Origin of the sequence: Sphingomonas sp. LT1P40 (assembly GCF_036663835.1) — a bacterium.
Classification (GTDB): Bacteria; Pseudomonadota; Alphaproteobacteria; order Sphingomonadales; family Sphingomonadaceae; genus Sphingomonas.
The window spans coordinates 683018-708981 of the sequence record NZ_JAXOJT010000002.1; the positions used below are offsets into that span (position 1 = coordinate 683018).

Consider the following 25964-nt stretch of genomic DNA (forward strand, 5'->3'; position numbering starts at 1 on the left):
CGGGCTTCTGGTGAAGGACCGCCCACTCCCTACGCCGGTGTCAACCGGATCAGGTTCAGCGGGTCGGTGGCTCGTGCCACCCTCTCAAGCGCCGGATAGCGCTCCCCCGGGGATAGGACAGCTTTAAGCGGGGGGATCGGGCTTGTCTATCATTCGGGCTCCGATGCCTCACTGGGCAGGATGCGATAGCCCAACCGGTCGGGGCTCAACGCGGCCCAGGGCACGAAGCGTCCGCTGGCACGCAAGTACCATGCGCCATCGACTTGCGCGACGGTCACGGTAATCCCGTCCATCGTCACCCGCTCGCCATCACGCAGCGGCAGTTCGACCGTTTGCCTGGAATCGGAAACCATGGGCGTGGTCATCCCGCGTGGCAGACTGTGCAAACGCGAGGCAAGCGTAACGTGCCGCGCATCGATCGACTTGACCCGGAGCTGCCGTGTCAGGACGAATCCCAGCGAGCGCGGGTCGGTTGATCGTGCGGATAGCGGCGTCCACGCCACCGGCCGACCGATCGTCTGGCTGATAACGGGGTTTTCGGGTCGATACGGTTCGGCCTTGATGCTATCGGGCGACCCGTCCTTGTCGCTGTCGAACAGACAAAGCGACGGGTAGATCGTCCGCCGCTCATCGACAAAGGGTTCGAATGCCTTCCCCGGTTCGCGTTCGATGCAGTAAAGTTCTTGCCCGCCGGCATCCCTGATTTCGCGGACGAGGATCGTTCCTGCCGGAACCTCGCCACGCAGGGGCTTGCCGAGCTTGATCGGCGCGTCGAGCTGCCATGCTTCCGGCGTCAAGCCGAGCCGTTCCCACGCGATGATCGCATCGATCGTGGCGGGAACATCGGCCGCAGTTTCCGTCGCCAGGCTTTCGAGCGCGCGGAAATAGCGTTTGGCGGATGGCAATCGCCGAAGCGTTTGAACGGGTAAATCCTTGACCGTAGCGCCGGGCGGAAGGCCGAAATGTTTGCGGACAGCCTCAGGGAGCGGCGCGTCGCCGCCCACGGTGAACTCCTCCCGCCGAATGACGCCATCGGTGGACGCCGGTGGGTCCTGCAGCGTGGCATGTGCCACGCCCGCCGAGACGAGGAGCAAGAAGACGCTGATCGCCGCCGCCAATTTTCTACGCGGAATCGCCTGTCTCCACCTTTTGCGGGAAGGCTAGGGGGCTCGCTCATCCTTGTCGAGCGCCGCGTACCAGGTCGCATAAGGCGTGTTCTTTGCGAGGTGGCGGTTCCAGTCGGGCGCGCCGTCGTCCCACCACACCGGGCCACGCTCGCCCAGCGAGCGCTTGGCCGCATCCACCCGTGCGCGAGCGTCGAGTTCGCGCGCCCCAACTGCGCGGCGGGCGGACATGAGTTCGGCGACGAGGCGCTCGCGTTGTTCCGGGGACAGCGCTGGATTGCTGGTCCGCCACAAGCGGCCACGCACGACGAAATAACGTCCGTCGGGCGTGACGGGGTGGTCGCTCAGAACGTCAGCGCCAGCCCTGCGCCCACGGTCCACTGGTGCCGCGTGCCCGCGATGCTGACCAGCGGCGAGTCCGCGAAATCGCCGAGCAGCTTGCTGTAGTTGAAGCCGGTGACCAGCGCCAAGCCCTTGGTCAGGTCACCGGTCAGCGCATAGGTGAACAGGCCGCCATAGCTGATATTCTTCTGCCCGCCCTTTGGCGTGAACACCGGCAGGCCGCTGGCGACGCTGCCCGTTGGCGTCACGCCGAAATAGGTGCGGGCATAGCGATCCTCGACGATCTCGGCCGACGCGAAGAAGCCGACCAGCGCCTTGGTGCTGAGCGGCGTCGTGTAGTTCACCGAGGGGGTGAAAATGCCGCTCTTGTGGATCTTGGTCACGTCGTGGCGGTAGGACAGGCTGAGCGACAGCGTGTCGTAATCGCTGGTGATGAGGCCGGTCTTGCCGATGCCGATATAGCCGCCGACCTCGACCGCCGTGTCGATCTCACCCAGTGCGCGGACGCGCGGATCCTCGATCGCGTCGCGGTTGGTGCGGTTGAAGTTGATGACGGCGGTCGGACCGAGCTGGAAGTTCCAGCCGGGTCCGGCGATGTCGGGGATCACGTCGAGGCTGGCGCGGTTGCCGAGCACGGTGAAGCTCATTCCCGCAATCGTGCCGTTGGCGGCGGGCAGCGGGGTGAAGCGCTTGTCGTCCGAGCCCTCATAATCGGGAAGCCACGCCGCGCCAGCGCCGATGCTGAGGCGCGCCGCGCCCTCCTGTGCCGCCGCCGCCTGTTCCGGGGTGGCGTCGGTCGGCTCGGCCGCCGCGCCGGACGGGTTCACCGATTCAGCTGGCGGCGCGTCCTGCGCGAAAGCGGGAGCGGTGAACGCAGTAGCGGCGAGGAGGGCAAAAGCGAGACGCATACGGGCAACTTCCTGAAATTGTTTCAGGTTCGCAACGCCGCATCGCACAAATGGATGCAAGCGCTTTTGTTATTGTTCGGCACCGGCCCGCTCCCCCACCCCGGCCACCCATTCGATTATACGCTGTGGGTGGCAAGGGTGGGGGAGCGGGCCGGTGCCGCAACCCTAGAGCAGATACCGCATCCGCACTCGTTGTGGCTTTGCGGCATCATCGAGCGGAAAGCGCGCGGCGGCGAATTTGGGGGGGCCGAAACCGATCGCCGGGTTGCGGCTGAAGCCGAAACCTTCGCGCGGAATGCCCATCAGCGTGTCGAGCTTTTTGTTGCCATTCTCGTCATGGATGATCGCGGCGGCGTAATTGCCGGTCGCCAGCCCCTCGATCCGCACCTGCGGCTGGCTGGCGGGAACGCTGCGCGAAACGGCGCGCGGATCGTCCTTGCAATCGGGAAAGCTTTCGGGCCGCGCGGTCAGGCAGATGCGCAGCACGCCCCTGGTCGAACGCAGCTTCTGAACGTCGAGTTCAAGCGTCGCCACCGGCGACGTTGCGGGGAGCAGCAACGCGGCCAATCCCAGCGCGAGCATGCGTTTTGGCAAAGTCTCCAACCCCGCGGTCCGTGCCGCACAGGCGATCCCAGAAGCGAAAATAGAGCCCATAATTGCACCCATATTGCTCATGGTGGCGCTGATGATGACTCGCGGTGATGAGCCATGCCCCCAATGGCCCCCGCCACATGAACCGGGGGAAAATCTCCCACCCCATGTGATTGGTCACTCCCATAACGGTCATGGTGGCGAGGACAAAGCCCAATGCGCCGACATGGATCGGAATCGCAAAGACCAGTGCCGGAATTGCCACAGCGCCGGTGATCGCCTCGATCGGATGAAAGCTCATCGCGGCCCAGGCGGTTGGCGGGCGGCTGGCATGATGAACGGCGTGGGCGATGCGAAACGGCCGGGGCCGGTGCATCCAGCGGTGCGTCCAGTAGAACCATGTGTCGTGGGCGAAGAGATAGAGAAGGATCGAGAGCGGCAAATACCAGAGCGGGTATGCAGAGACATCAGTGTAAACCTGCGTCCAGCCGCGACTCTGCCACCCCCAGGCGACGACCCCGGCGGGGATGCCATAGATCGCGGCGCTGGCGAGGCTCCACACGACTTCGCGCCGCATCTGGGCGTCGAGGCCGCGGTACAGGCCGGGGTGGCGGACGCGTGTTGCCCAGGCGAACGCGCCCGAGACGATGAGATAGCGCACGCCAACGATGAGGGTCATCGCGAGTGCGGAGAGGAGGATGGCGAGGGTCAGTCCAGCCATCGTTTGGCGTCCATAGCCTTGTGAAGCACTCTCACGACCGAGATATGCTGCTCAGCAAGACGATAATATATTCGATGCTCGCGGCAGGGCAGGCTTCGCAGCCCTTTGCCGAAGTCCGGGCGGGTTTCGCCAATTTCCGGATATTCACGCAGCCGCTCCATTGTCTTGTCGATCGCCTCTACATAAGCGATTGCGACCTCCTCGCCGTAGTTGACGCTACCATATTCGAGGATGCTTCGGAGGTCGGCGACCGCGCCCGCACGCAGGCGGAGCGTGAACATCAGCGTGCGCGAAATTCAGAGATGATATCCTGCACAGTGGTGTTCGTTTCCGGATTCGCCAGACCCTCTTCGATCGCCGCATGGAGCGCGCGCCATTTCTCGTTTTCCTGATCGCGACGGATCAGGTCGCGGACATAGTCGCTGGTGCTGCTGTAACGGCTCTCGGCAACGCGGGACTCGGCCCATGCCTTGAGTCCGTCGGGGAGGGAAACGTTCATCTGTGCCATACGCAACTTATACAATTCTGCGCTAAGATTGGCAAGATCAGAGCAGCCCGCCCGCCGCCTGCCATGTGCGGATCGCATCGACCGGCCACACCAGCATCAGCACGTTGAGCGTGAGATTGTCGCGGATCAGCAGCAGCGTCATCAGTTCAAATGCGACCGCAAGGACCGCCGTCACCGCGACCGGCAGTCGCATCGCCAGCCAGAAACCCGCCGCCATCCAGCCGATATCGGCGACCGAATTGACGATGCTGTCGCCCGAATAGCCGAACGCCATCGTCGCTTCACGATAGCGGTCGATGATGATCGGGGAATTTTCGAGCAGCTCCCATGCCCCCTCGATTACCACCGCCAGCGGCAGCGCCCAGTTTCGCGCGTGACTGCGCAACGCGAAATGCGCGGCGGCGTAGAACAGGAAGCCGTGGATGATGTGACTGAAGCTGTACCAGTCGGCGAGATGCTGGCTGTTCTCGCTGGAATTGACCACGCCATGCCACAATTTGACGCTGCCGCACGGGCACATTGGCGGGCGCTGCATTGCCAGCAGGATCAGCGCGGCGACGGCGACCAGTGCGAGTGCCGCGAACAACGCAGGACGGGTGATACGGAGTTGGGGGCGAATCATTGCCGGCACGCCTAGTCCGCCATCGCGGCGGCGCGGGCACGCATCCTCACGGTCAGCCCTTCCGGTAAATAGTCGGTTTCGACCCCACCACCGCCGGTCAAGCCGCGCCGGATGAGGTTGGAGCCAAAGCCCTTGCGCGTTGGTTGCTCGGCCGGTGGTCCGCCGCGTTCGATCCAGTCCAGCGCGAGATCATCGCCTTCGAACCGCCACTGCATTGCGATGCGCCCGCCCAGCGCCGACATCGCGCCATATTTCATCGCGTTGGTGACGAGTTCATGGACCAGCAACGACACCATGGTCGCCGTGTTCGGCCCCAACCGCACCGACGGGCCGTCGAAATCGGCAACGTGGCGCACGCCAAGCGTGTCGAACACCTTGTTCGCGATCTGCTCGAGCGTCGCACCCTCAACCTGCTGGGCCAGCAGCACATCGTGCGCACCGGACAATGCGCGCAGGCGTTGGTCGAACTGCTCAATCGGACCGCGATCGGACAAGGTGCCAAAGGTCATGCGCGCGATCGCCTGAACCAGTGACAGCGTGTTCTTCAGCCGGTGCGCCATCTCCGCGTTCATAAGCCAGCGCGTGGTGACGTCGCGGACGGTGCCGAGCATGCGAACCGGGCGTCCGTCGTCATCGTGCAGGAAGCGCGCCGCGCGGCTGATCCAGCGCAGTTGGCCGTCGCTGGCGCGTTTGATGCGATATTCGACCGCCGGTTGCGCGGTGCCGGTGCGACGCGTGTCGTCGTTCGAGTGAATCATGCGGTCTTCGGGCAGGACCAGCATTTCGATGTCTGACGCGGCAAAACTCGCCTGAACCGGCAGTCCGAACAGCTCGCAGAACATCGGTGAGACCAGCAACTCGCCGGTATCGACATCGACTTCGAAGCTGCCAACGCGCCCGGCTTCCTGGGCCATGCGCAGACGCTGTTCATGTGCCTCGAGCTGGCGCAAATGGCGGCGCAATTCGAGCTGGCCGACAACCTGCGCGGCCAGTGCGACGAGCATCTCCGCCTGGTCCGTCGTCAGACCGGCGGGGCGCGGGACCGTGTCGATGACGCAGAGCATCCCGATAACCTGCCCCGAGGGAGTCACCAGTGGTGCACCCGCGTAAAACCGGATGTTTGGCTCATCCGTTACCAGCGTATTGCTGGCGGTACGCGGATCAAGCGTCAGGTCGGGGATGATCAGCGGGTCGGTTCGCGACAGCCCATGCGCACAGACCGATTGGTTGATCGACGTCTCGCACGCGTCGATCCCCACCCGCGCCTTGAACCATTGCCGGTCCTGTTCGACCAGGCTGACCAGCGCGATCGGTGTGGCGCAGATATACGAGGCGATCCGAACGATCCCGTCAAAATCGGCCTCTGCCGGGGTATCGAGGATCTGATATGCCGCGAGCGCGGCAAGGCGCTCGGGCGACGAAACCGGGTTCAAGCGAGCGCATCCGGACAAAATTGAAATCGATTCACCCCACCATATTACCGCAATTTGCCGAGCAGACGCCATAGGGCGCGATCAAATACGCCGGACGCCTGAGAAAGCATCGGATTCGCCCTCCACAGGGGTTTAACCCCGCAGGTCAATCCGCTAGTCGCCGCACCATGCCGGCCATCATCCATTGCGACGTCGCCATTGTCGGTGGCGGGCTTGCGGGCGGATTGATCGCGCTCGCGCTCAGGAAGAAGCGCCCCGATCTCGATGTGCGGATCGTCGAGGGCGGGCCGGTGCTGGGCGGCAATCATTTGTGGTCGTTCTTTGCCAGCGATGTGGCGGCGAGCGACCGCTGGCTGGTCGCGCCGCTGATCTCCTATGGCTGGACCAGCTATGACGTCGCCTTTCCCGATCATGCCCGCACGCTGACGGCGCCCTATTATTCGATCGAGTCCGAGCGGTTCAACGCGGTGGTGCGCGCGGCGATGCCGGAGGGCGCGGTGATGACACGGCGCAAGGTTCTGGGGGCCAGCGCGAAAGCCGTCGTGCTGGCCGATGGCGACCGGGTCGAGGCGGGGGGCGTGATCGATTGCCGGGGGGCGGGGGACCTGAAGAAACTCGATCTGGGCTGGCAGAAGTTTCTGGGCCGCGAAGTTGCGCTGGCCGAGCCGCATGCGGTGCAGCGCCCGATCATCATGGATGCGACGGTGACGCAGCATGACGGCTATCGCTTCGTCTATGCGCTGCCGTTCGCGGCGACCCGGCTGTTCGTCGAGGATACTTATTACAGCGACACGCCCGACATCGACCGCGCGGCGCTGAGCGCGCGGATCGACGCCTGGATGCAGGCGCACGACATCGCGGTCGAGGCAGTGACGCGCGAGGAGGCAGGGTCGCTGCCCGTGGTGATGGGCGGCGATTTCGAGGAATATTGGCGCAGCGGCGGCAACCGCGTGGCCAAGGGCGGGGTGCGTGCGGGGCTGTTTCATCCGCTGACCAGTTACTCGCTGCCCGATGCGGTGCGGCTGGCGAGCATGATCGCGGGAGCGAGCGACCTGTCGGGCGCGGGGCTGCATGAGCTGACCCAAGGCTATGCGCGGCGACAGTGGAAGCGGCGCGGCTTCTATCGCATGCTCTCGGCGATGCTGTTCCGGGCGGCAGAACCGGCGGAACGTTACCGCATTCTCGAACGCTTCTATCGGCTGGACGCGGGGTTGATCGCACGTTTTTATGCCGGGCAATCGAGCCTGTTGGACCGGGCGCGCATCCTGACCGGCAAGCCACCCGTACCTGTCGGACGGGCAATCAACGCAATCAGAGGAAAAGCGGGATGAAGCGGGCAGTCGTTATCGGCGCAGGGTTCGGCGGACTGGCGCTGGCCATCCGCCTGCAATCGGCGGGCGTGGACACGACCATCGTCGAGGCGCGCGACAAGCCCGGCGGGCGCGCCTATTATTGGGAGAAGGATGGGTTCACCTTCGACGCAGGCCCCACCGTCATCACCGCACCCGAAGCGCTGGAGGAATTATGGGCGCTGTCCGGCCACCGCATGGCCGACGACGTCACGCTGGCGCCGATCAGTCCGTTCTATCGGCTAAACTGGCCCGACGGGACCAATTTCGACTACACCAATGACGATGCGCTGCTGACGAGCGAGATCGCCAAGCTCGATCCGGGCGACATCGCCGGATATCGCCGGTTCCTGGAATATTCGGCGGGGGTGTATCACGAGGGGTATGAGAAGCTGGGGACGGTCGCGTTCCTCGACTTCACGTCGATGATCAAGGCGGCCCCGGCGCTGGCAAAATACCAGGCGTGGCGCAGCGTATATTCGATGGTCTCGACCTTTGTGAAGAACGAGAAATTGCGTGAGGCTTTGTCGTTCCACACCTTGCTCGTCGGCGGTAATCCGATGACGACCAGTGCGATTTATGCGCTGATCCACAAGCTGGAGCGCGATGGCGGCGTGTGGTTCGCGATGGGCGGCACCAACCGGCTGATCGCGGGGCTGGTGCGCCAGTTCGAGCGGCTGGGTGGGGTGCTGAAGCTGGACGATCCGGTCGCGGAGATCGAGACGCTGGGCGAGCGTGCGACGGCGGTCGTGACGAAGTCCGGTGCGCGCTATGAAGCGGATATGGTCGCCAGCAATGCCGATATCGTCCACAGTTATCGTGACTTGCTCAAAGGCTCACGCAGTGCGCAACGGACCGCGACGAAGCTTGAGAAGAAGCGCTACTCCCCATCGCTGTTCGTCGTGCATTTCGGGGTGAAGGGCAGCTGGCCTGGCATTCCGCACCACATGATCCTGTTCGGGCCGCGCTACAAAGGGCTGCTGTCGGACATTTACGACACCGGCGTGCTGAGCGAGGATTTCTCGCTGTATCTGCATCACCCGACCGTCACCGATCCGTCGATGGCGCCGGAGGGTTGCTCGACCTTTTATGCGCTGTGCCCGGTGCCGCACATGGGCAAGTTCCCGGTCGACTGGACCGAGATCGCGCCGATCCTGGAAAAGCGCATCCTCGACGAAGTCGGGCGGCGCCTGATCCCCGACATCCACGACCGGATCGTCACCAAATTCAGCTATGCCCCGAACGATTTCCAGAACGACCTCGCCGCGCATCTGGGCAGCGCGTTCAGCCTGGAGCCGATCTTGACGCAAAGCGCCTATTTCCGCGCGCACAACCGCGACGATTCGATTGCCAACATGTATTTCGTGGGCGCGGGCACGCATCCGGGCGCGGGGATTCCCGGCGTGGTCGGCAGCGCCAAGGCGACGGCGGCGCTGATGCTGGAGCAGGGGGAGTGACCAGCGCGGCGTTGGTGGAAGCTATTCGTGAAGGCTGGGGCTGGAAGGGCATTGAACCTGATGCGGTGACGGCGATCAGCCCGTTCGGCCATCTCATCGTTCGCGATGCCAAGAAGGCTTTCTGGTATCTCGACCCCGAGTTGCGGACGCTGGAACAGGTCGCCACCGATGAGGCGGGCCTGTTCACGCACATGCGCGAGCCCGATGTTCGTGAAGTCTGGGAAGCCCGGGCGTTGGTCGATGCGGCGCATGCGCGGCTCGGCGATCCGGCAACTGGGCGATGCTATACGCTCAACACGTTGGCGCTGCTAAGGGGCGACTATGGCCATGACAATCTTTGCACGATGCCAGTCGAAGAACTGATCCTGTTCACAGGCGATTTCGAACGGCAAACTCATGAATTGCCCGAGGGCGCGCAGGTGCAATTGAAAGTGGTAGAATGAAACGCCTTGCCATCTATTGCGGGTCCGCGAGCCCGTCCGACCCGGCCTATGTCGAGAATGCCCGCTTCGTCGGTCGCACGCTGGCGGAACGTGGCATCGGTGTCGTTTATGGCGGTGGACGGCTGGGGCTGATGGGCGCGATCGCGGACTCCGCGCTGGAAGCGGGGGGCGAGGTCATCGGGGTGATCCCACAGGCGCTGGTCGATGCCGAAGTCGCGCATCGTGGCTGTACCGAATTGCACATCGTGCGCACGATGCATGAGCGTAAACAGGCGTTCACCGACCTGTCCGATGGCTTCGTCACCCTGCCCGGCGGGACCGGCACGATGGACGAATTGTGGGAGGCGATGAGCTGGGCGCAGATCGGCTATCACGCCAAACCGGTCGGGCTGCTCAATGTCGCCGGCTATTATGACGGGTTGATCGAATTCGTGGCGAAGATGGGTGAGGTCGGGTTTCTGCGGCCGCAGCATCAGTCGATCCTGCTGATCGATGACCGGCTGGAGGGGCTGCTGGCGAAAATGGCTGCGCATGTTCCGACCACGACCATCGGCCAGATCGGCAGCAAGGACCTGTGACGGCGGAACCGACCCGCGCAGCCGTCGTCGCGGCGGCGCGGGAGAGCATTTCAAAGGGCTCGAAAAGTTTCGCGGCGGCGAGCAAAGTGTTCGACCGCGAAACGCGTGAGCGGGCATGGTTGCTCTACGCGTGGTGCCGCGAATGCGACGATCTGGCGGACGGTCAAACGTCGGGCCATGACGCACAGCCGGTGACCGACCCCGCCGCGCGGCTCGACCGTATCCGCACGCTGACCGACAAGGCGCTGGCGGGGGAATGGACCGGCGACCCGGCATTCGATGCGCTGAAGATCGTGGCGGAGGAAACGCGCATGCCGCCCCGGTTCGCGCATGACGTGATCGCCGGGTTCGCGCTCGATGCAAAGGGGTGGGGGCCGCGCAGCGAGCATGATTTGATGCAATATTGCTATCATGTCGCGGGCGCGGTTGGGTGCATGATGGCTGTGGTGATGGGCGTGGACCCCAACGATGACGCCACGCTCGACCGGGCATGCGACCTCGGCCTCGCCTTTCAACTGGCCAATATCGCCCGCGATATCGAGGCGGATGACCGCATCGGGCGCTGTTATTTGCCGATGGAATGGCTGGTCGAAATGGACATGCCGCCGGGCCAGCACATGAAGCCCCATCTCCGCCCGCGTCTGGTCGTCATCGCCAAATGGCTGGGCGAAATGGCACAGGCGCATGAAGCAAGCGCAAGGATCGGTACGCCGGCTCTGGGCTTTCGATCGGCTTGGGCGGTGCTGGCAGCAGCTGGGATTTACGGGGATATCGCGCGCGAAGTCGTGGCGCGGGGTGACCACGCATGGGATCACCGTGCGGGGACCAGCGGCATCCAGAAATTGCGCTGGATTGCGCGCGCATGGGCGCAATCGGTCGGACGGAAGCGGCTATACCCCCCGACGCCACGCCCTGCTGAATTATGGACGCGTCCGCGTTAACCGTTTGTCGTAAGAAGTGGTAAAGCCGCGCGGCGCACAGGTTGTGCCATGACCGCGCTTTCACTTCATCTGTCGCGCGCATTGGCCAAGGGTCGAGTGAAGCCGGCACCACCCGCCAGCCGTGCCGATTTGCTGCTCACGCTGCTGCGCAAGCGCGCGGCCGCGCATAATGCCGGCGCGCCGGAGCTTGAATCATTGTTGCGGAATCAAATTCGCTGGGCGTTGCCCATTCAGAACCACTCCTAACCCGTCGCGCAATCAGCCGCGCGGGGGACGCGCTTCGTTGCGAGCGGTCTGCTGCCCCTTGCGCTGGCAAGCGGCGGCGACGGTGGGATAGGACAGATCCATGTGGCGCGGCAACACGGTCGACATCGCAGCCTGACACTGTGCCGCGCTCTCGTAACGGACTGGCTCGACACGGGCTTCGCGGCATTGATCTTGCCCGTCAACGCAGCCAAGGATCGCCATCACGTAAAAAACCGGTTCCATGTCGTCCTCCTCGCAAGTGTTAACGAGCGAAGCGAAAAGCTGTTCCGTTTGCATCGTGCGCGCCGCGCCCCCAGATAGCGCGCAATGCCCCCCGATACCGCCACCACCCAGCCCCCTGGCACGCCCGAACGCCCGCTGATCCCGACCATGCGGCGCTTTCTGCCGTATCTGTGGCCAAAGGATGCTCCGGGGTTGAAGGCGCGCATCGTCGGCGCGCTGGTTCTGGTGGTGCTGTCGAAGGTCGTGCAGGTTTATGGTGCGGCCTATGCGCTGAAGGCGGCGGTGGATGCGATGGCGCTGGGCGATCGCGGTGCCGCGACATTCGTTGTGCTGATGGTCGTGGGCTATGCCGCCGCACGGCTGTCCACCACGGTGTTCGACAATCTGCGCAACACCGTGTTCGAGAAAGTGGGGCAGGATGCGACGCGGCGGCTGGCGATCGTTACCTTTGGCCATCTCCATCAATTGTCGCTGCGCTTTCACCTGGAACGCCGCACCGGGGCAGTGACCAAGGTGGTCGAGCGCGGGACGAAAAGCATCGATTCGATGCTGTATTTCCTGCTGTTCAACATCGCGCCGACGATCCTGGAACTCGCGCTGGTGCTACAGATCTTCAAAAGCGAATTCGGCTGGTGGCTGGTTGCGTCGACGATGACGATGGTGGTGATCTACATCGCTTTCACCCGCTGGGTTACCGACTGGCGGTCGAAACTGCGCGAGCAGATGAACGACCTCGACACCGGCGCGGTCGCGCATGCGGTGGACTCGCTGCTGAACTTCGAGACGGTAAAATATTTCAACGCCGAAAAGCGTGAGGCGGATCGCTACTCGGCGGCGGTCGATTCCTATGCCAAGGCCGCAGTGAAGAGCGAGAATTCGCTGGCCTGGCTCAATATGGGCCAGTCGATCATCACCAATATCATGCTGGGTGCCGGCATGGCGATTGTCGCATGGGGTTGGTCCACCGGCGAGTTCACCGCAGGCGATGTGGTAATGGTTTCCACCCTACTCAGCCAGCTGTTCCGCCCGCTCGATATGCTCGGCTGGGTCTATCGCACGATCCGGCAGGGCGTGATCGACATGGGCGCGATGTTCGACCTGATCGACACCGATGCCGAGGTGAAGGATGTGACGGGCGCCGTGCCGCTGGTCGTCGGGCGGGGCGAAGTGCGGTTCGAGGATGTCCGCTTTGGATACGACCGCGACCGTGACATCCTGAAGGGCATCGATCTGGTGATCCGGCCCGGCCAGACCGTCGCCGTGGTCGGCCCGTCGGGCGCGGGCAAGTCCACGCTCGCCCGCATCCTCTATCGCTTCTACGATTTGAACGGCGGGCGCGTGACGATCGACGGACAGGATATTTCGCAGGTGACGCAGGCGTCGTTGCGCGCCGCGATCGGCATCGTGCCGCAGGATACCGTGCTGTTCAACGACACCGTCGGCTACAACATCGCCTATGGCCGCGAAGGTGCAGGGGCGGACGAAGTCGCACAGGCGGCGCGAGGGGCGGCGATTGCCGGATTCATCGAATCGATGCCCGATGGCTATGACACGCGCGTCGGCGAGCGCGGCCTGAAGCTGTCGGGCGGCGAGAAGCAGCGCGTCGCCATCGCGCGGACGTTGTTGAAAGACCCACCGATCCTGATTCTCGATGAGGCGACCAGCGCGCTCGATTCGCGGACTGAGAGCGAGATTCTCGACACGCTGGAAGCGATCGAGCGCGGCCGCACGACGATCGTCATCGCGCACCGGCTGTCCACGGTGGTCAATGCCGACCGGATCGTGGTGCTGGAAGCCGGTGAGATCGCGGAGAGCGGCACGCACGCCGAGCTGCTGGAACTACGCGGCGTCTATGCCGACATGTGGGCGCGACAGCAGGCGGAGCGGGAGGCGGTGGCTGAGGCGGCGGAGTGATTCAAGGCGCGGCGCTTCGAGTCGTTGCACTGGGACCGATGATAGCGACGACAGCATCCATCGGCCGTTCGTTTGACAACGCCGCGTCGCACATACCGTCTTCTCGTATCCATTTCTTGTGCAGACCTTGCGCGACAAGCGAGCTGCGCATTTTTTTGCGCCAGCGCTGTTCGCTACCTGATCGAGACGGTGTTGAGCACAAATGGATTGGCGCACTGGGCAGTGAACGCCATACCGACATGACGACCCGTGTGACCTCGGCTCTGTCCGACGAACTCGAACCGTCCCCAAACCGGACATAGAATGGGCCGGGCGTGACAACTGTCACTGCTCTGGTGTTAGCCACGGCGACAAAGCTGGCGGCGCAAATTAAGAAAAGCCGAACTCGCAAATCACCCGAACTCCACCGCCTCGAACCGCACCGGCCGCCCGTGCGCCGCATTCGCCAACTGCCCGTCCCACATCACTCGCCGCCCGCGAATGATCGTCCCCATCGGTTTTCCAGTCAGCCGATCCCCCGTGAACGGCGACCAGCCACAGCGCGACGCGAGCCAGCTTTCCTCGACCGTCCACTGCGCCTTCAGATCGACCACGGTGAAATCGGCGTCATAGCCTGCCGCGATCCGCCCCTTGCCGACCAGTCCGAACACCCGCTGTGGCCCCGCGCTGGTCAGGTCGATCAGCCGCTGCAGCGTCATGCGCCCCTTCGCCACATGGTCGAGCAGGAGCGGGAGTAACGTCTGCACCCCCGGCATCCCGCTGGGCGAGTCGGGGTAGGGTTTCGCCTTTTCCTCGATCGTGTGGGGGGCGTGGTCCGATCCCAGCACGTCCGGCACGCCCTGATTGAGCCAGTGCCACAGCCCGTCGCGGTGCGCGGCGGAGCGGATCGGCGGGTTCATCTGTGCATAGCTGCCAAGGCGCGGATAGGCGTCCTCACCCGCCAGCGTCAGATGCTGTGGCGTGACCTCGCACGTCGCAATGTCCTTGTGCTGGCTCAGCAATTCCAGCTCGGCCGGCGTCGTCACGTGCAGCACGTGGATGCGCCGCTTCGCCTCCCGCGCCAGTTTCAGGATGCGGCGCGTCGCCAGAATCGCCGACTCATCGTCGCGCCAAACCGGATGCGATGACGGATCGCCCTCGACCCGCTTGTCCAGCCGGTCGTTCATGCGAAACTCGTCCTCGGCATGGATCGCGACGCGGCGATGCCCCGACGCCAGCACCCGCGCGAGGTTGGCGTCGTCGGACACCAGCAGGTCGCCGGTCGATGCGCCCATGAAGATCTTGACCCCCGCCGTCCCCGGCATCCGCTCCAGCTCGGCAAGGTCGGCGGCGTTGTGATTGGTCGCGCCGACATAGAAAGCGTGGTCGCACCACATCCGGTTCTTCGCCCGCGACAGCTTGTCGTTCACCGCGTCGGCGGTGTCGGTATTGGGTTTGGTGTTCGGCATCTCGAACACCGCCGTCACCCCGCCGAGCACAGCAGCACGGCTGCCCGATTCAAGGTCTTCCTTGGCCTCCAGCCCCGGCTCGCGGAAATGCACTTGCGTGTCGATCACGCCGGGCAGGATGTCGAGGCCGGAGCAGTCGATCGTCTCGCCCGCGTCGCCAGTCGCACCGATCGCGACGACCTTTCCGTCACGCACCCCGACATCGACCTGCGCCGGTCCGGAGGGCAGATGCACCGTGCCACCGGTGAGCTTCAGATCGAACGTCGCCATCTCAGCCTCTTTCGCTTGCCTGCCCCGCGTCCTACCTGTTCGCCATGAGTGATTCCAGTACTGAGCGGGCCACCCTGCTCGCTGACCGCGCCCTAATCCGTATCGCGGGGGAGGATGTTCGCGGCTTTCTGCATGGGCTGGTGACGCAGGATGTCGCGCTGGTCCAGCCCGACGCACCCTTATGGGCCGGACTGCTCTCGCCACAGGGCAAGGCGCTGTTCGACTTCATCCTGTGGGCCGATGGCGAAGATATCCTGATCGATTGCGAAGCGGAGCAGCGCGATGCGCTGATCCGTCGCCTTTCGATCTATCGCCTGCGCCGTGCGATCACGATCGAGGCGATCAAGGGCGGCGTGCATTGGTCGCTCGTGGCAGGGGAGGGGGTTGCCGACCCCCGTCTGCCCGACCTCGGCCAGCGCTGGCTCGGTGAAGTATCCGGCGACCCTGCAACTGGCTGGCGCGAACATCGCCTCCGCCTCGGCGTCACCGAAGGCTTCGCGGAGCTGGGTCAGGACAAAACCCTCTGGCTCGAATGCAACGCCGCCGAACTGAACGGCGTGAGCTTTACCAAGGGGTGCTATGTCGGCCAGGAAAACACCGCGCGGATGAACTACCGGTCAAAGGTCAACCGGCGGCTGGTCGTCGTACCGCTCGGTGAAGCCACCGATCGCACCCGCGCCGTGTACCCGGACCTCGGTCTCGCGGTGGAGCATCGCCGTGTGGAGGCGCTGAGCGATGCGATCATGCCCGGCTGGCTCGCGGACGCGCTCGCGTCACAGCCCTGACCAGATAAGCCCGCCGGGCAGGTCGAACGCGGCATAATCGACCTGTAACACGCGGCGTCGCGCCGGTTCGCGCGCGGCCTCGGACGCATGCAGGATCGGCGTCGAATAGACCCAGATATCGCCCGCCATGGCCAGGCACATATCGACCCCGCACCGCGCGACCACCGCGTCGATCGCGTATTCGCGCACCATGCCCAGCCGGTGCGATCCCGGTGCGATCAGCAGTGGCGCATTGGTCGCAGGTACATCGTCGAGATGGATGCGGATCGTCACCATCCGCTTTAGCACGTCAATCGGCGGCGCGACGTGATGCATGCCCGCCTTGATCGTCCACGGCCCGAAACCAGTGACCTCGCGCCGTTCATAAACGCAGATGGTCCGATCCTGATGCCAGCCGAGCGACCAGTTCGTCGTTTGCGTCTTGTCGAACAGGATTGCACGCACCGGTCGCGCCTCCGCGCCGATAAATGGGGCTGCGGCGATGCCGCCCGCGCCATCCTTACCGATCAGCTGCCCAAGCGCGGGGCTGCCCGCAAGCCTGATGCCGGCGCGGTCGGGCGCGAATGTCGCGGCGATGTCGCGCAGGGCCGGAAGCAGCGAGGCTACGGCACCGGTCAGCCGTAGGGCACCGTCCCGCGCGAACTGCATCTTGTCGGTCGCTAGAATTTGCTCGGTCGCGCGCATCGTCGGCTGGCGTAGCGCGCAGCCTTAAGCCATGCAAATGCGCGGCCTGCCCGACGCAGATTTCACTCGATTATGTCCGGAGAGGGCTTCGCCGTACCCAACGAACAGGACCGGTGCCGCACAAAGAAAAAGGGAGGCCGGTGTCCCGACCTCCCCAAATCTTGTCGATCTGCAATGCAGACCGTGTGGCTTACATGCCCGAGCCAGGCCCGTACATGATTTCCACGCGGCGGTTCTGCAGTTCGCGGACGCCGTCGGCGGTTTCGACACGCGGACGGCTTTCGCCGAACGCTTCCGAGGCAATGACGCCATCGGGGATGCCGCGACCGCTGAGGTAGCTGCGAACCGAGTCGGCGCGACGCTGCGACAGACCCACGTTGTAGCTTGCCGCACCCGACTTATCGGCGTGACCTGCCAGCATGACCTGCGCATTACCGCAGCTCTGATATGCCGAGATCGCGTTGTCGAGAATACCGGCTGCCTCGGGCGTGATGTCCGACTTGTCCCACTCGAAGAACACGATGTACGGCCCTGGGGTGCAAACCTCAGGCGCAGGCGGCGGTGGTGGAACCGGCGCAGGCGGCGGCGGAGGCGTTGGCTCCGGCGGCGGTGGCGGCGGAGTCGGTGCGCCGAAGTTGAAGGTGATGCCGCCCAGCAGGCTGTGCGAACGCATCCGGCCTTCGTTCGTGCGACCGGTCACGTCGATCAGGCGAACATCGTCAGCGTTGAAGAAGCGATACTTCAGCGTGACGTCGACATTCTCGCTGATCGGCTGACGCAGACCTGCAACGGCCTGCCACGCGAACACAGTGTCCGAATCGTCAAGCCAGTCGCCATTGCCGTTCAGGGTATACTGGCTCTTGACGCGGGCAACGCCCACACCGCCGCCGATGAAACCCTGCACGCCATCGTCTTCACCGAAGTCGAGCAAGCCGTTGATCATGAAGGCCAGCGCCGAGGTCTTGCCACCAGCCGTGTAGCTGCCGGCACCGACGTTATAGAGCACGCCGCCGTTGGAATAGGCCGGGGTCGTGATTGTCGCGCTGTAGCCGTCCACGGTGGCGCGGCGATAGCTGACGTCGGCCTCGATGCGGAACCCGCCGAGGTCGTAACCGATGACGCCACCGACGTCCCAGCCATAGTTGTGATCGACGCGGCCCGCGTTGGTCACGGCACCGATATCGAAATTAATGTCTTCGACGATCATCGCGCCGCCTTCGACGCCCACGTACCACGCATCGTCGCGGGCGAGAGCGGGCGTGGCGAGCGCGGTCGAAGCGAGTGCCAGAGTTACGGCAAGCTTCCGCATAGTAATCCCCTTTCTTGTTTGTCACATCGGACAGCGCTAACTTCCTACCGTGTGGAAAGTTTCCGCGCAAGCGAACAAAATCCGGGGACTGTTGCCGTTACGTCACAGTCAGGCGGTATCGATCAATCCGTGCGATCGCAGGGCATCCAGAATGGCCGTGATCGCCACCCGTGCCTCGATATCGGTCACGCCACCGCCATCGGGGTCCTCGATCGCCGTCTCGCGTCCACCGACGACTTGCTCGCCGTCGATCATTACGCTCGCAACGGGGGTGATGCCCAGTTGCCATGCGCCGCCGGTATGGCGCGCACACAGGCTTTCTTGCGCCACCCACACCGCCATTCCTTCGCGCGGCGCAACAAACCGCCACCCGCCCGACGTCCACAACGCCAGCGAATCGGCTTCGCCGTCCCACTCATCCTCGGGCGAGGTCCCCACGATCCAGCTTTGTCCGGGCACCGGATCGGCCGGCGGCACATTGTTGCCGATCGATTCGACGCATGACTGCACCAGCGTATCGATCAGTGTCAGTGCCTCATTATGCGACACTTCCTTCTGCGCCTGTCCCGCAGAAAGCAGGGGAAATCCGAATCGCGCACTCACGCTCATGGCAATCACTCCTCGATCGTTGAAAGAACCAGCCGCGCGGGCGCAGACAGGCCGTGGTCGCCCGCCTGACGCACTTCGATGACTACCGGTCCCGCCGCCACGATTTCCGGCCCCAGCAACAGCTCGGGCGTTTCCGTCGTCGCGGTCTGTTCGGGCATCGTGCCGGGTGTGATTCGCAGCTGATAGCGTTCGGCTTCTTCGGCCAGCGGCGCATCCACCCCGTCGATCCAGCGCCACCCGGCGCGGCTGCGTCGCGTCCAGCGCAGCAGCGCCGCGCCATCCGCCTGCATCTCGGCCCGCAAATTGACGGGGCAGGGCGGCACCACCGACGCGCCGGTCAACGGCGCATCGGCCTCCACCCCATCGGGATCGCCCACCCCGGTTGCCAGCACCGACACCGTCGCGCCGACGCTGCCCACCGCATCCCGTACCGCCAGCGTCGCTGCGTCGATCAGCACGAAACGGTCCCCGGCCACAGCTTCGCCAATCGCCGCTTCGGTCCCGCGCCGCCCGCGCCACAATCGCGTCAGCCGCCAGCGATTGTCGCCCAGCGATTCGGCCTCGCCGAACTGCAACAGCTCGTCGCCGACCAGCGCCAGGTTCAGCCCTGCATCCAGTCCAACATCATCGGCATCGCTCAGCACCATCCCGTCATGCGCCAGCTCGACCACCAGTCCGCCGTTCCGGTCCTCGATCGCCGCGTCCGCCGCGCCCCCCGGCGTCTCAACCACCCCGATCACCGCCGGTGCAGCGGTCACGCCGGCGGATTCCCAGCGGACGCCGCCATCGACGCTCAGCGCCAGCGCCGCGCGCCGCCATGCCGGCTCGGTCCCGCACGCCGCAATCATCAGCCGTGGCGAGGCGAGCAGTCCCTCGCCCAGATGCGGCAGCTCGAACGCATGCACGATCGTCTCGCCCTGCACATCGTCCGGCGCACCCAGCACCCGCCCCGGCGACGCGCTGGCGGGGAGTGCTGCGGGCGCTATCCGGATCAGCTCCAGCGTCACCGCCATCGCCTCAAGGCTCCAGCTCGCCACGCGCCACTGCCCCGGCTCGCCCGCGATCTCGACCCGCCCGCCCGGTGGAATCGTCAGCGCGTCCCAGCCGGTCGTCACCGTCCGCCGCTCGCGCTCGACATCCGCCCGCGCCAGCGCTGCCTCGGCCAGTTGCTTCGCCTCGCTTGCGGACAGGACCGCAGGCAGCTCGATCGCCGCCTCACGATGCCCCGCCCCCGGCCGGACGGCGGATTGCAGCCCCGCCTGATAATCGCGCGCGGGATCATAATGGCTCAGCGTCACGCGGCGTGGCGCGCGGTCGGCGGCGGCGATGGCGCGATTGCCCGTGCCAGCACCCCGCATCCCGTTATCCGTGACGGTGACGACCTCACCGCCACCGGCGGCGAGTACCAGCTCGCTTCCGTTCGTCTGTGGCCACGCACCGGTCGCCTGCACCAGCGGTTCAATCACCCCGCGCTGCGACCCGCCATAGGCCGAAAAGCCCCCGATCGCCGTCACCGCCTCGCCGCCCGCCACCGCGCCGCCGGATACCGAGGCGACGATCGCTCCCGCACTCACCGCCCCTGTATCCGCCGTCACCTCGAACGTCAGCGACGGGATGCGATTGCCGAAATCGGCCAGCTCCAGATTCTCGAACACGGCATAGGCCATGCCGCGGTGCGCCGGTGCGGATCCCGTCCCTTCTGCCGACGCGATCAACGGGTCCGCCGCCTGATCCTCACCGCCCAGGTGCAGCCGAAAGCCGGTATTGGCCTTCCAGTCCCCCGCCGCCCCGCGCAACAATTTCCCGTCCGCCCAGATCCGCCCCACCGACAGGATCGGTCGCGCCGACAGCGCCACCGCGAACGACGCGGTATAGCTGTAACTGGTCACGGTCGGCCGCCCCTTGCCACCCTCACGGTGGCGATGTTCGATCAGGTCGGTTGCCCAGATCACCGATCCCGCCACGCGTAACGTCCCGAACAATTTTGGGATCGGCGTCCCGTAACTCGACGTTTGCAGCGCCAGTTCAGTCAGTCGCGGCCCCTCGCGCCCCTTGGGTTTGAACAGCAATTCGCGGTCCACGCTCTGCCCGATAATCCCGCCCAGCATCGCCCCGATCGGCCCGCCAATCGCGCCGCCGATCGTCGTCAGAATCAGTGTCGCCATCTTATCTCTCCCGCCCCAGAGTCCGCCAGCGCGCGATTTCCGGCCACGGTGCCACCCCCGGCCGCTCGACCACGCGCCTGAGCGACGCATCCGCATGAATCACGCCGCCCTCGCTCTGAATGCCCAGATGCAGCTGCCCCGGCCCCGCCCGAAACAGAATGAGGTCGCCAGCTCGCCGGTCGCTCACCGGTACCAGCCCGGCATCCGCCACGCCCGCCAGTATCGCCCGCTCATCCCCCGATCGCAGCGAATAGCCGCGCGGCACCTTCGCCCCAAAAGCCAGCCCCGCCAGCCCGATACAATCCAGTCCGTTCTCGACCGTCCGCCCGTGCAACCGAAACCGCGCGCCCAGCGCTGCCCGCGCCACTTCCAGCGACCTCATGCGCCGGGATAGCGCGTCAGCAAATCGATCCCCGGCAGATACGGTTCCCCGCGAAAATTCGCCGCATTCCCGAACCGTCCCGCGCAAGTTGCGATCGACTTGTCGCACCCCTCGCTGACCTCGACCATCGCGCCGACAGCATCGAACCGAGGCACCCGCCGCAACGTCACCGTCGCGCCGCTCGACGCACCAACCGCATCCTCCAGCCCCGAATTACCGCCCGTAAACCAGCGTACCCGCCCGCCCGCACAGTCGCCCGGCATCGCATCCAGCGTCAGCACCGCCCCCGCCGCCGAAACCACGCGGGCAAAGCGCCGCCGCCCCGCCATCGCCACGCGGCACCGTTTGTCGCCCAGCTCCGCCCGACATTCCGGCGACGTCGCCTCGACCACCGGCCCCTCCAGCGCCGCCGCCACCCCGCGCAACTCCGCCGTCAGCACGCCATCCTTCGTCTCGACCGCCCCGATCGTACCCTCGCCCAGCGCCACCGTCTCACCGGGCTCGGTCCAGTCCACCGCAAACACCACCACCCGCGCTCCGTCCCAGCGCCCCGCGAGCAGATCGCGTTCCGCTATCGCCGCCCCGGTCAGCGCCCCGGTTACATCCATGCTGTCCGCATCGAACCCCGCGCTGCGCTTGACCGCGGACGGCGTCATCCCCGGCGCCGCGCGATAGACAAAGCCATCGACGCTCAAATCCCGGTCATGCGCCGTCAAACCAATCGCCACCCCATCCCGCCGCTCGATCCGCCAGCACAGCGCAATCGTGGCAAGGGGTTCCTGTAGCCAGGTCATAAATGTCTCCAGAGAATCCTCCCCGGCACGGGGAGCGGGGACGTCCGCAGGACGGTGGAGGCGGCGGGCCGCGAGCGAAACGCTGCAATTGTCCCGTCAACCTAACGCAGTTACGAAGCGCTATGAGACGCAGCCTCTGTTCCGCCTTGCTGCTAAGCACACTCGCCATAAGCTGCGCGCCCGCAGAACCGGAATACGCTTGCACGCCGCCCCGCGTCTCTTGGGGCGAGCCTCATCCCCACGGGCTTATCGCGGCATCTGTCGTCGTATCGCTTGATCGGAACGATAAAACTTACTGGATGGGGCGTCCGACCTCACTTGAAGTCATCACAAAATACCTGCGCACCGCGTCGGGCCTTTCGCCGCAACCGCCTGTTCGGTTCGAAGCGGAAATGGGTGCATCCTGCACAAAGCTGGAAGACCTCCGGACGCTTATCGAACGCGAATATAGCTGCGGTAAAGAAGGTCATTGTGACGAGGGCAGCCGCACAATCGGCAATCAACTCCCATTCAAAGGGCCGATACCCTAACCCTCTCGCACCTCCACCAACGGCACACTCGGCGCCGCCCCAGCCATAAACGTCGCCCGGTTCACGCTCAGCGAATCCTCGGCGAACCGCACGGTGACATCGAACCGATACCCGGCGGTCACCACCGCGCCCTCTTCCGGCGGATCGTCCAGCACCACAGCACCGCCGTCCAGCTCGAACGCCGCCGTCTCGACGCCATCTACCGCGACCCGCACGCTCCCGGCAACCGGCCGGAATATCCGCCGCGCCACCTCGCCATAATGCTTCACCAGTGGAAACGACTGGACCTCGCCATCCCCTTCGCCGACCATCTGATCGAGCGCCCCCGGATCGCCCTCGTCGTTCGAGCAATCGTCGAACGGATCGCGCAGCCGGAACGCCCGCGCCGGTCCCATTCGCGCCCGGTAAAACGCCAGTAACTCCCGGATATCCGCCTCGCTGCGCACCCCCGGCCCGACATCGTAGCGCGTCCGCGCCTCCGCCCAGGCGGCATTGCGCGCCTCATGCCCGCCCGCGCTGGTCAGGATCGCGGTCGAAACCTCGGGTGCCACCTCCGCCTCGCGCCCCAGCGCGATCGGGAACAGCACATCGTCAAATGCCTGCACATCATCCTCCTGATCGAATGTCACGAATCCCTCCCGGATCACCTGCGGCAATGCCCAGACAAACGTCGCCGCCACCCCCCGCCGCCGCGCCGCATCCGCCGCATCGGATATCCCGCGCCATTGTGCGGCGTCCTCAGCGTTCAGCACGAAGCCGCTGAAATAATGCTGCTTGTCCACCGGATAGCCCAGCCGCGCCTCCGCCAGCGCCACCCCGCGAGCGCTCGCCACGGCATTGCCCGCCGCCGCCCAGTCATAATCCTCCAGCTGCAACACATCGAAGGCGGGCCACGCCCAACCCACCGGCAAATTCGCCCGCATCGCTTCCGGCGCTTCCCGGTCCAGCACGGTCGGCAGATAGGCGAGCAGCAACAACGTCGCCCCCGCCGCTTCCTCGCGCACCGCATCCCCCAAAGCCGCCGTCGAAGCCGCCAGCAACGCCCCCGCCGCATCCAGCACCGCAGTATCGGGATCGTGCCGCACATTCTGCTCGCCCGGATCGCCCAAAGCCGCCTTCGCCGCATCGTCATGGATGCACAGCCGCCCGTCGGCCATAACCCACCACCACGGCTCGCCCACCTGAAACTTCACCGCCACCCCGGCACCTTGTGCGATCCACACGAACGCCCGTGCCACAGCCTGCAAATAGCCCATCGCCCCGCCATGCGCGGGCGACAGCAACGCCGATGGCGGCACCCATCCGGTCTGCGCGGGCGACCCGTCAAACGCCCGCTGCTTCCAGTCATTCCAGGTATGCTGATCCAGCAATTCATATGACAGCGACCAGATCACGCCATAGCCCAGCGCCTTCGCCCGCGCCGCAAAATCCGCATGCCACGCCGCGCACGGTGCGTTCAGCGCCCCGCCCGTCAGGCTGGCATAATGGCCCCCCGAAGCCGCCTCCAGCCGGAAATAATGGCTCATCCCCACATAATGGACGATGTCCCCGCGATACCCCAGCTGCAGCGCATTCCGCAGCAACCGCTCGGGCGTTACATGATAGCTGTCGTCATAGCCCGAGCAGATCGACAGCCCATGCTCCGGCACCACCACATCGCCAATGCTCAGCACCGCGCCCGGCCCCGACACCGCGATCTCGCTCAGCTCGACCCAGCCCTCGACCGGCACGCTCAGCGCCGCATCGTCCCCGGTAAACCCCTCCGGCACCAGGCTCACGAACATCCGGTCGACATCGCCCGCCCATACCGGATCGGCCTCACCCGGCAGCATGAAGCCACCGTCAACGCTCGCGAAATCAAGGCTGACGACGCAATCCTCCGGTGTGCCCACCGCATAATTCCACAGTCGCACATACCAGGCGCGCGGCTCGCCCGCCGCGTCTCGCCCCTCGATCGTCAGCACCGGGCCGTTGACGGCATCCAGCGCCAGCACTCCCGCCGACCGCCACCGAAACGCCAACCGACACCCGCGAAAATCCCGTGACGTCTCATACGCCAGCAACGGATGGTCATGCCGATCCTCACTTTCCCAGATCAGCCCCGCCAGATCATCCTGCCGGTAAAACACCGCATCCACTCGCAATGCGTCGGGCGCGGTGGTCACGACCGAAGCCATCATCGGCCGCGGAAAATTCACCGTCCAATATGCGGGGTCAAAGCGCGAGATCACGCCCTCCACCTGCACTGTTCGTTCGGACGCCAGCCAATAAGCCATTGCCTACCCCCTCAAAACTGCTGCAAATTCGGAATATGAACCCGATTGATCAGGCCTCCAGAGTACGCCCCGACGGTTTGCGCCGTGTCGTTTTCGACATGAACGACCAAGGTCTGTTTCGTTTCTCGGAAGATTGTTGGGTCGTGTTCGACGCGCCCGTCGACCCTGCATGGAGCATTGGCGAACCATCCTTTACGAATCCCTCAGTGCCGCCGTTGACGGTGCGAAGGCTGCAATTCCCTGGTTTGCTAACGCCTAATCCAAGCCGCTCAACGCCGCCTTCACCGCCCGCGCCACCTGCCGACTCGATTGCCGCAACGCCCCCGCGCTTTCGCCACCGGTCGCGTTGATCGTAATCGCCACCCGCACATCGCGCCCGCCGCCAGCCGACGGCACATCCACCCGCCCGCTCGCGGTCGGCACGAACAGCTCCGGCCCGCGCTCACCCACGACATAGGCCCGTCCCGACGACACCGGTCCGCCCGTCGCCCGCCCCGGCAGCCCCAACAGTCCCCCAAGCAACCCGCCGATCCCGCCGCCAGCACCACCGCCAAAGATCGAAGCCAGCCCACCCCGCACCGCTTCGGCGGCAATCTCCGCCAGCACCTGCGACGCCACCCGCTTCAGATCCTCGAACCCCAGCTTGCCGGTCCGCACCGCGCGCAACAGCGCACTCTCGACCGCGCGCCCCGCGCGATCCGCACCAGCCTGCAACGGCCCGTCGATATTCCCGCGCATCTCCGCCACGTCGCGCGCAAATCCCTGCGTGTCCGCCCGCACGCTGACCACCAGCCGCTCGATTTCCTCATCCATCCGGAAACGCCTCCCTCATCCGCGCCAGCGTCGCCGCATCCGGCGGCGCAACCTCGTCGCCCGCCAGCACCGTCACCAAAGCCAGCAATTCCGCCGGCGTCGCGGCCCAGAACACGTCCGGCATCCACCCGAACACCACCCCCGCCTGCCCCGCGAGCCGCGTGGCGGCCTCCGCGAAGCAACTCATCGACCCGCCAGAATCTGCCCGAGCAGCACCTTCAGCGCAGGTGTTGCCGCCGCGAGTCCCCCCGCCGCAACCCCCTCGCCAAACGCCTGGCGCGTCAGTCCCTCGGGCACGTCGCGCAGGCAATGCCAGAATAGCCCGACCATCTCACCCAGCCCCAGCCGCCCGTCCGCCGCCCGTTCGACCAGCGCAAATAACGGCCCCAATTCCTCCTCCGCCGACACCAAAGCCGCGAACGAAGGCCGCAACACCAGCGCCACGCCGCCCACGCGAAGCGAAGCCTCCCCCCGCACGC

29 protein-coding genes and 1 riboswitch are annotated in these 25964 nt (G+C 65.3%); of the genes, 8 read left to right on the top strand and 21 right to left on the bottom strand.

The window, feature by feature from the left end:
* Positions 1–9: 9 nt before the first annotated feature.
* A riboswitch (TPP riboswitch) is annotated at positions 10–118 on the bottom strand.
* A gap of 31 nt (positions 119–149) precedes the next feature.
* From U1702_RS14785 to U1702_RS14825, 9 genes are all read right to left on the bottom strand, one after another.
* Complete coding sequence (locus tag U1702_RS14785; RefSeq protein ID WP_332725949.1) at positions 150–1094, bottom strand: hypothetical protein; 945 nt, start codon at positions 1092–1094, stop codon at positions 150–152.
* A gap of 66 nt (positions 1095–1160) precedes the next feature.
* Positions 1161–1430 carry a hypothetical protein gene (locus tag U1702_RS14790; RefSeq protein WP_332725950.1) on the bottom strand — a complete coding sequence of 90 codons (270 nt, stop codon included), beginning with the start codon at positions 1428–1430 and terminating at the stop codon, positions 1161–1163.
* Positions 1431–1468: 38 nt separating this feature from the next.
* Positions 1469–2374, bottom strand: coding sequence for a MipA/OmpV family protein (locus U1702_RS14795; protein WP_332725951.1), 906 nt, complete (start codon positions 2372–2374; stop codon positions 1469–1471).
* Between the two features lie 165 nt (positions 2375–2539).
* On the bottom strand, positions 2540–2932 hold the full coding sequence (locus tag U1702_RS14800; protein ID WP_332725952.1) for a DUF2141 domain-containing protein: 393 nt from the start codon (positions 2930–2932) through the stop codon (positions 2540–2542).
* Positions 2895–3686 carry a sterol desaturase family protein gene (locus U1702_RS14805; protein ID WP_332725953.1) on the bottom strand — a complete coding sequence of 264 codons (792 nt, stop codon included), beginning with the start codon at positions 3684–3686 and terminating at the stop codon, positions 2895–2897. The genes U1702_RS14800 and U1702_RS14805 overlap by 38 nt, the downstream gene beginning before the upstream one ends.
* A complete protein-coding gene (locus U1702_RS14810) occupies positions 3674–3967 on the bottom strand; it encodes a type II toxin-antitoxin system RelE/ParE family toxin (protein ID WP_332725954.1) in 294 nt (97 codons plus the stop codon). Before U1702_RS14810 ends, U1702_RS14805 begins: the two co-directional genes overlap by 13 nt.
* On the bottom strand, positions 3967–4194 hold the full coding sequence (locus tag U1702_RS14815) for a type II toxin-antitoxin system ParD family antitoxin (protein ID WP_332725955.1): 228 nt from the start codon (positions 4192–4194) through the stop codon (positions 3967–3969). Before U1702_RS14815 ends, U1702_RS14810 begins: the two co-directional genes overlap by 1 nt.
* 37 nt (positions 4195–4231) lie before the next feature.
* Positions 4232–4816 (bottom strand): DUF2585 domain-containing protein, encoded by a 585-nt coding sequence (locus U1702_RS14820; protein WP_332725956.1) that lies wholly within the window; start codon positions 4814–4816, stop codon positions 4232–4234.
* Between the two features lie 11 nt (positions 4817–4827).
* Positions 4828–6249, bottom strand: a complete 1422-nt coding sequence (locus tag U1702_RS14825; RefSeq protein WP_332725957.1) for an HWE histidine kinase domain-containing protein — start codon at positions 6247–6249, stop codon at positions 4828–4830.
* Positions 6250–6416: 167 nt separating this feature from the next.
* Between U1702_RS14825 and crtY the strand changes: the two genes are divergently transcribed.
* The 6 genes from crtY to U1702_RS14855 are packed head-to-tail and all read left to right on the top strand — an operon-like array spanning position 6417 to position 11263.
* Positions 6417–7580 carry a lycopene beta-cyclase CrtY gene (gene crtY, locus U1702_RS14830; protein WP_332725958.1) on the top strand — a complete coding sequence of 388 codons (1164 nt, stop codon included), beginning with the start codon at positions 6417–6419 and terminating at the stop codon, positions 7578–7580.
* Positions 7487–9055, top strand: a complete 1569-nt coding sequence (locus U1702_RS14835) for a phytoene desaturase (RefSeq protein ID WP_332726399.1) — start codon at positions 7487–7489, stop codon at positions 9053–9055. Before crtY ends, U1702_RS14835 begins: the two co-directional genes overlap by 94 nt.
* A complete protein-coding gene (locus U1702_RS14840) occupies positions 9052–9498 on the top strand; it encodes a T6SS immunity protein Tdi1 domain-containing protein (RefSeq protein WP_332725959.1) in 447 nt (148 codons plus the stop codon). The genes U1702_RS14835 and U1702_RS14840 overlap by 4 nt, the downstream gene beginning before the upstream one ends.
* A complete protein-coding gene (locus tag U1702_RS14845; RefSeq protein WP_332725960.1) occupies positions 9495–10076 on the top strand; it encodes an LOG family protein in 582 nt (193 codons plus the stop codon). The genes U1702_RS14840 and U1702_RS14845 overlap by 4 nt, the downstream gene beginning before the upstream one ends.
* Positions 10073–11017 (top strand): phytoene/squalene synthase family protein, encoded by a 945-nt coding sequence (locus tag U1702_RS14850; RefSeq protein WP_332725961.1) that lies wholly within the window; start codon positions 10073–10075, stop codon positions 11015–11017. The genes U1702_RS14845 and U1702_RS14850 overlap by 4 nt, the downstream gene beginning before the upstream one ends.
* A 48-nt stretch (positions 11018–11065) precedes the next feature.
* Positions 11066–11263 carry a hypothetical protein gene (locus tag U1702_RS14855; protein WP_332725962.1) on the top strand — a complete coding sequence of 66 codons (198 nt, stop codon included), beginning with the start codon at positions 11066–11068 and terminating at the stop codon, positions 11261–11263.
* Between the two features lie 12 nt (positions 11264–11275).
* On the opposite strand, the gene U1702_RS14860 is transcribed toward U1702_RS14855, so the two are convergent.
* Positions 11276–11506 (bottom strand): hypothetical protein, encoded by a 231-nt coding sequence (locus tag U1702_RS14860; RefSeq protein WP_332725963.1) that lies wholly within the window; start codon positions 11504–11506, stop codon positions 11276–11278.
* 84 nt (positions 11507–11590) lie between these two features.
* Between U1702_RS14860 and U1702_RS14865 the strand changes: the two genes are divergently transcribed.
* Positions 11591–13420 (top strand): ABCB family ABC transporter ATP-binding protein/permease, encoded by a 1830-nt coding sequence (locus tag U1702_RS14865; protein WP_332725964.1) that lies wholly within the window; start codon positions 11591–11593, stop codon positions 13418–13420.
* 392 nt (positions 13421–13812) lie between these two features.
* Here U1702_RS14865 and U1702_RS14870 read toward each other — a convergent pair whose 3' ends face one another.
* Positions 13813–15138, bottom strand: coding sequence for a dihydroorotase (locus U1702_RS14870; RefSeq protein ID WP_332725965.1), 1326 nt, complete (start codon positions 15136–15138; stop codon positions 13813–13815).
* Between the two features lie 44 nt (positions 15139–15182).
* On the opposite strand from U1702_RS14870, the gene ygfZ reads away from it, so the two are divergent.
* Positions 15183–15923 carry a CAF17-like 4Fe-4S cluster assembly/insertion protein YgfZ gene (gene ygfZ / locus U1702_RS14875; RefSeq protein WP_332725966.1) on the top strand — a complete coding sequence of 247 codons (741 nt, stop codon included), beginning with the start codon at positions 15183–15185 and terminating at the stop codon, positions 15921–15923.
* Here ygfZ and U1702_RS14880 read toward each other — a convergent pair.
* The 10 genes from U1702_RS14880 to U1702_RS14925 form a co-directional block, all read right to left on the bottom strand.
* Positions 15912–16607, bottom strand: a complete 696-nt coding sequence (locus U1702_RS14880) for a phytanoyl-CoA dioxygenase family protein (protein WP_332725967.1) — start codon at positions 16605–16607, stop codon at positions 15912–15914. The two genes, ygfZ and U1702_RS14880, sit on opposite strands and share 12 nt — an antisense overlap.
* A 190-nt stretch (positions 16608–16797) precedes the next feature.
* Positions 16798–17916, bottom strand: a complete 1119-nt coding sequence (locus U1702_RS14885; protein WP_332725968.1) for an OmpA family protein — start codon at positions 17914–17916, stop codon at positions 16798–16800.
* Between the two features lie 108 nt (positions 17917–18024).
* A complete protein-coding gene (locus tag U1702_RS14890) occupies positions 18025–18525 on the bottom strand; it encodes a DUF2793 domain-containing protein (RefSeq protein WP_332725969.1) in 501 nt (166 codons plus the stop codon).
* Positions 18526–18530: 5 nt separating this feature from the next.
* Positions 18531–20690 (bottom strand): phage tail protein, encoded by a 2160-nt coding sequence (locus tag U1702_RS14895; protein ID WP_332725970.1) that lies wholly within the window; start codon positions 20688–20690, stop codon positions 18531–18533.
* Position 20691: 1 nt separating this feature from the next.
* Positions 20692–21072 (bottom strand): peptidoglycan endopeptidase, encoded by a 381-nt coding sequence (locus U1702_RS14900; RefSeq protein ID WP_332725971.1) that lies wholly within the window; start codon positions 21070–21072, stop codon positions 20692–20694.
* On the bottom strand, positions 21069–21866 hold the full coding sequence (locus U1702_RS14905; RefSeq protein WP_332725972.1) for a phage/gene transfer agent baseplate hub protein: 798 nt from the start codon (positions 21864–21866) through the stop codon (positions 21069–21071). Before U1702_RS14905 ends, U1702_RS14900 begins: the two co-directional genes overlap by 4 nt.
* Positions 21867–22392: 526 nt before the next feature.
* Positions 22393–24672: a DUF2460 domain-containing protein gene (locus U1702_RS14910; RefSeq protein ID WP_332725973.1), complete on the bottom strand. Its 2280-nt coding sequence runs from the start codon at positions 24670–24672 to the stop codon at positions 22393–22395.
* Between the two features lie 255 nt (positions 24673–24927).
* On the bottom strand, positions 24928–25485 hold the full coding sequence (locus tag U1702_RS14915; protein ID WP_332725974.1) for a tail tape measure protein: 558 nt from the start codon (positions 25483–25485) through the stop codon (positions 24928–24930).
* On the bottom strand, positions 25478–25672 hold the full coding sequence (locus U1702_RS14920; RefSeq protein WP_332725975.1) for a phage tail assembly chaperone: 195 nt from the start codon (positions 25670–25672) through the stop codon (positions 25478–25480). Before U1702_RS14920 ends, U1702_RS14915 begins: the two co-directional genes overlap by 8 nt.
* A complete protein-coding gene (locus tag U1702_RS14925) occupies positions 25669–25962 on the bottom strand; it encodes a gene transfer agent family protein (protein WP_332725976.1) in 294 nt (97 codons plus the stop codon). Before U1702_RS14925 ends, U1702_RS14920 begins: the two co-directional genes overlap by 4 nt.
* Positions 25963–25964: the final 2 nt, after the last annotated feature.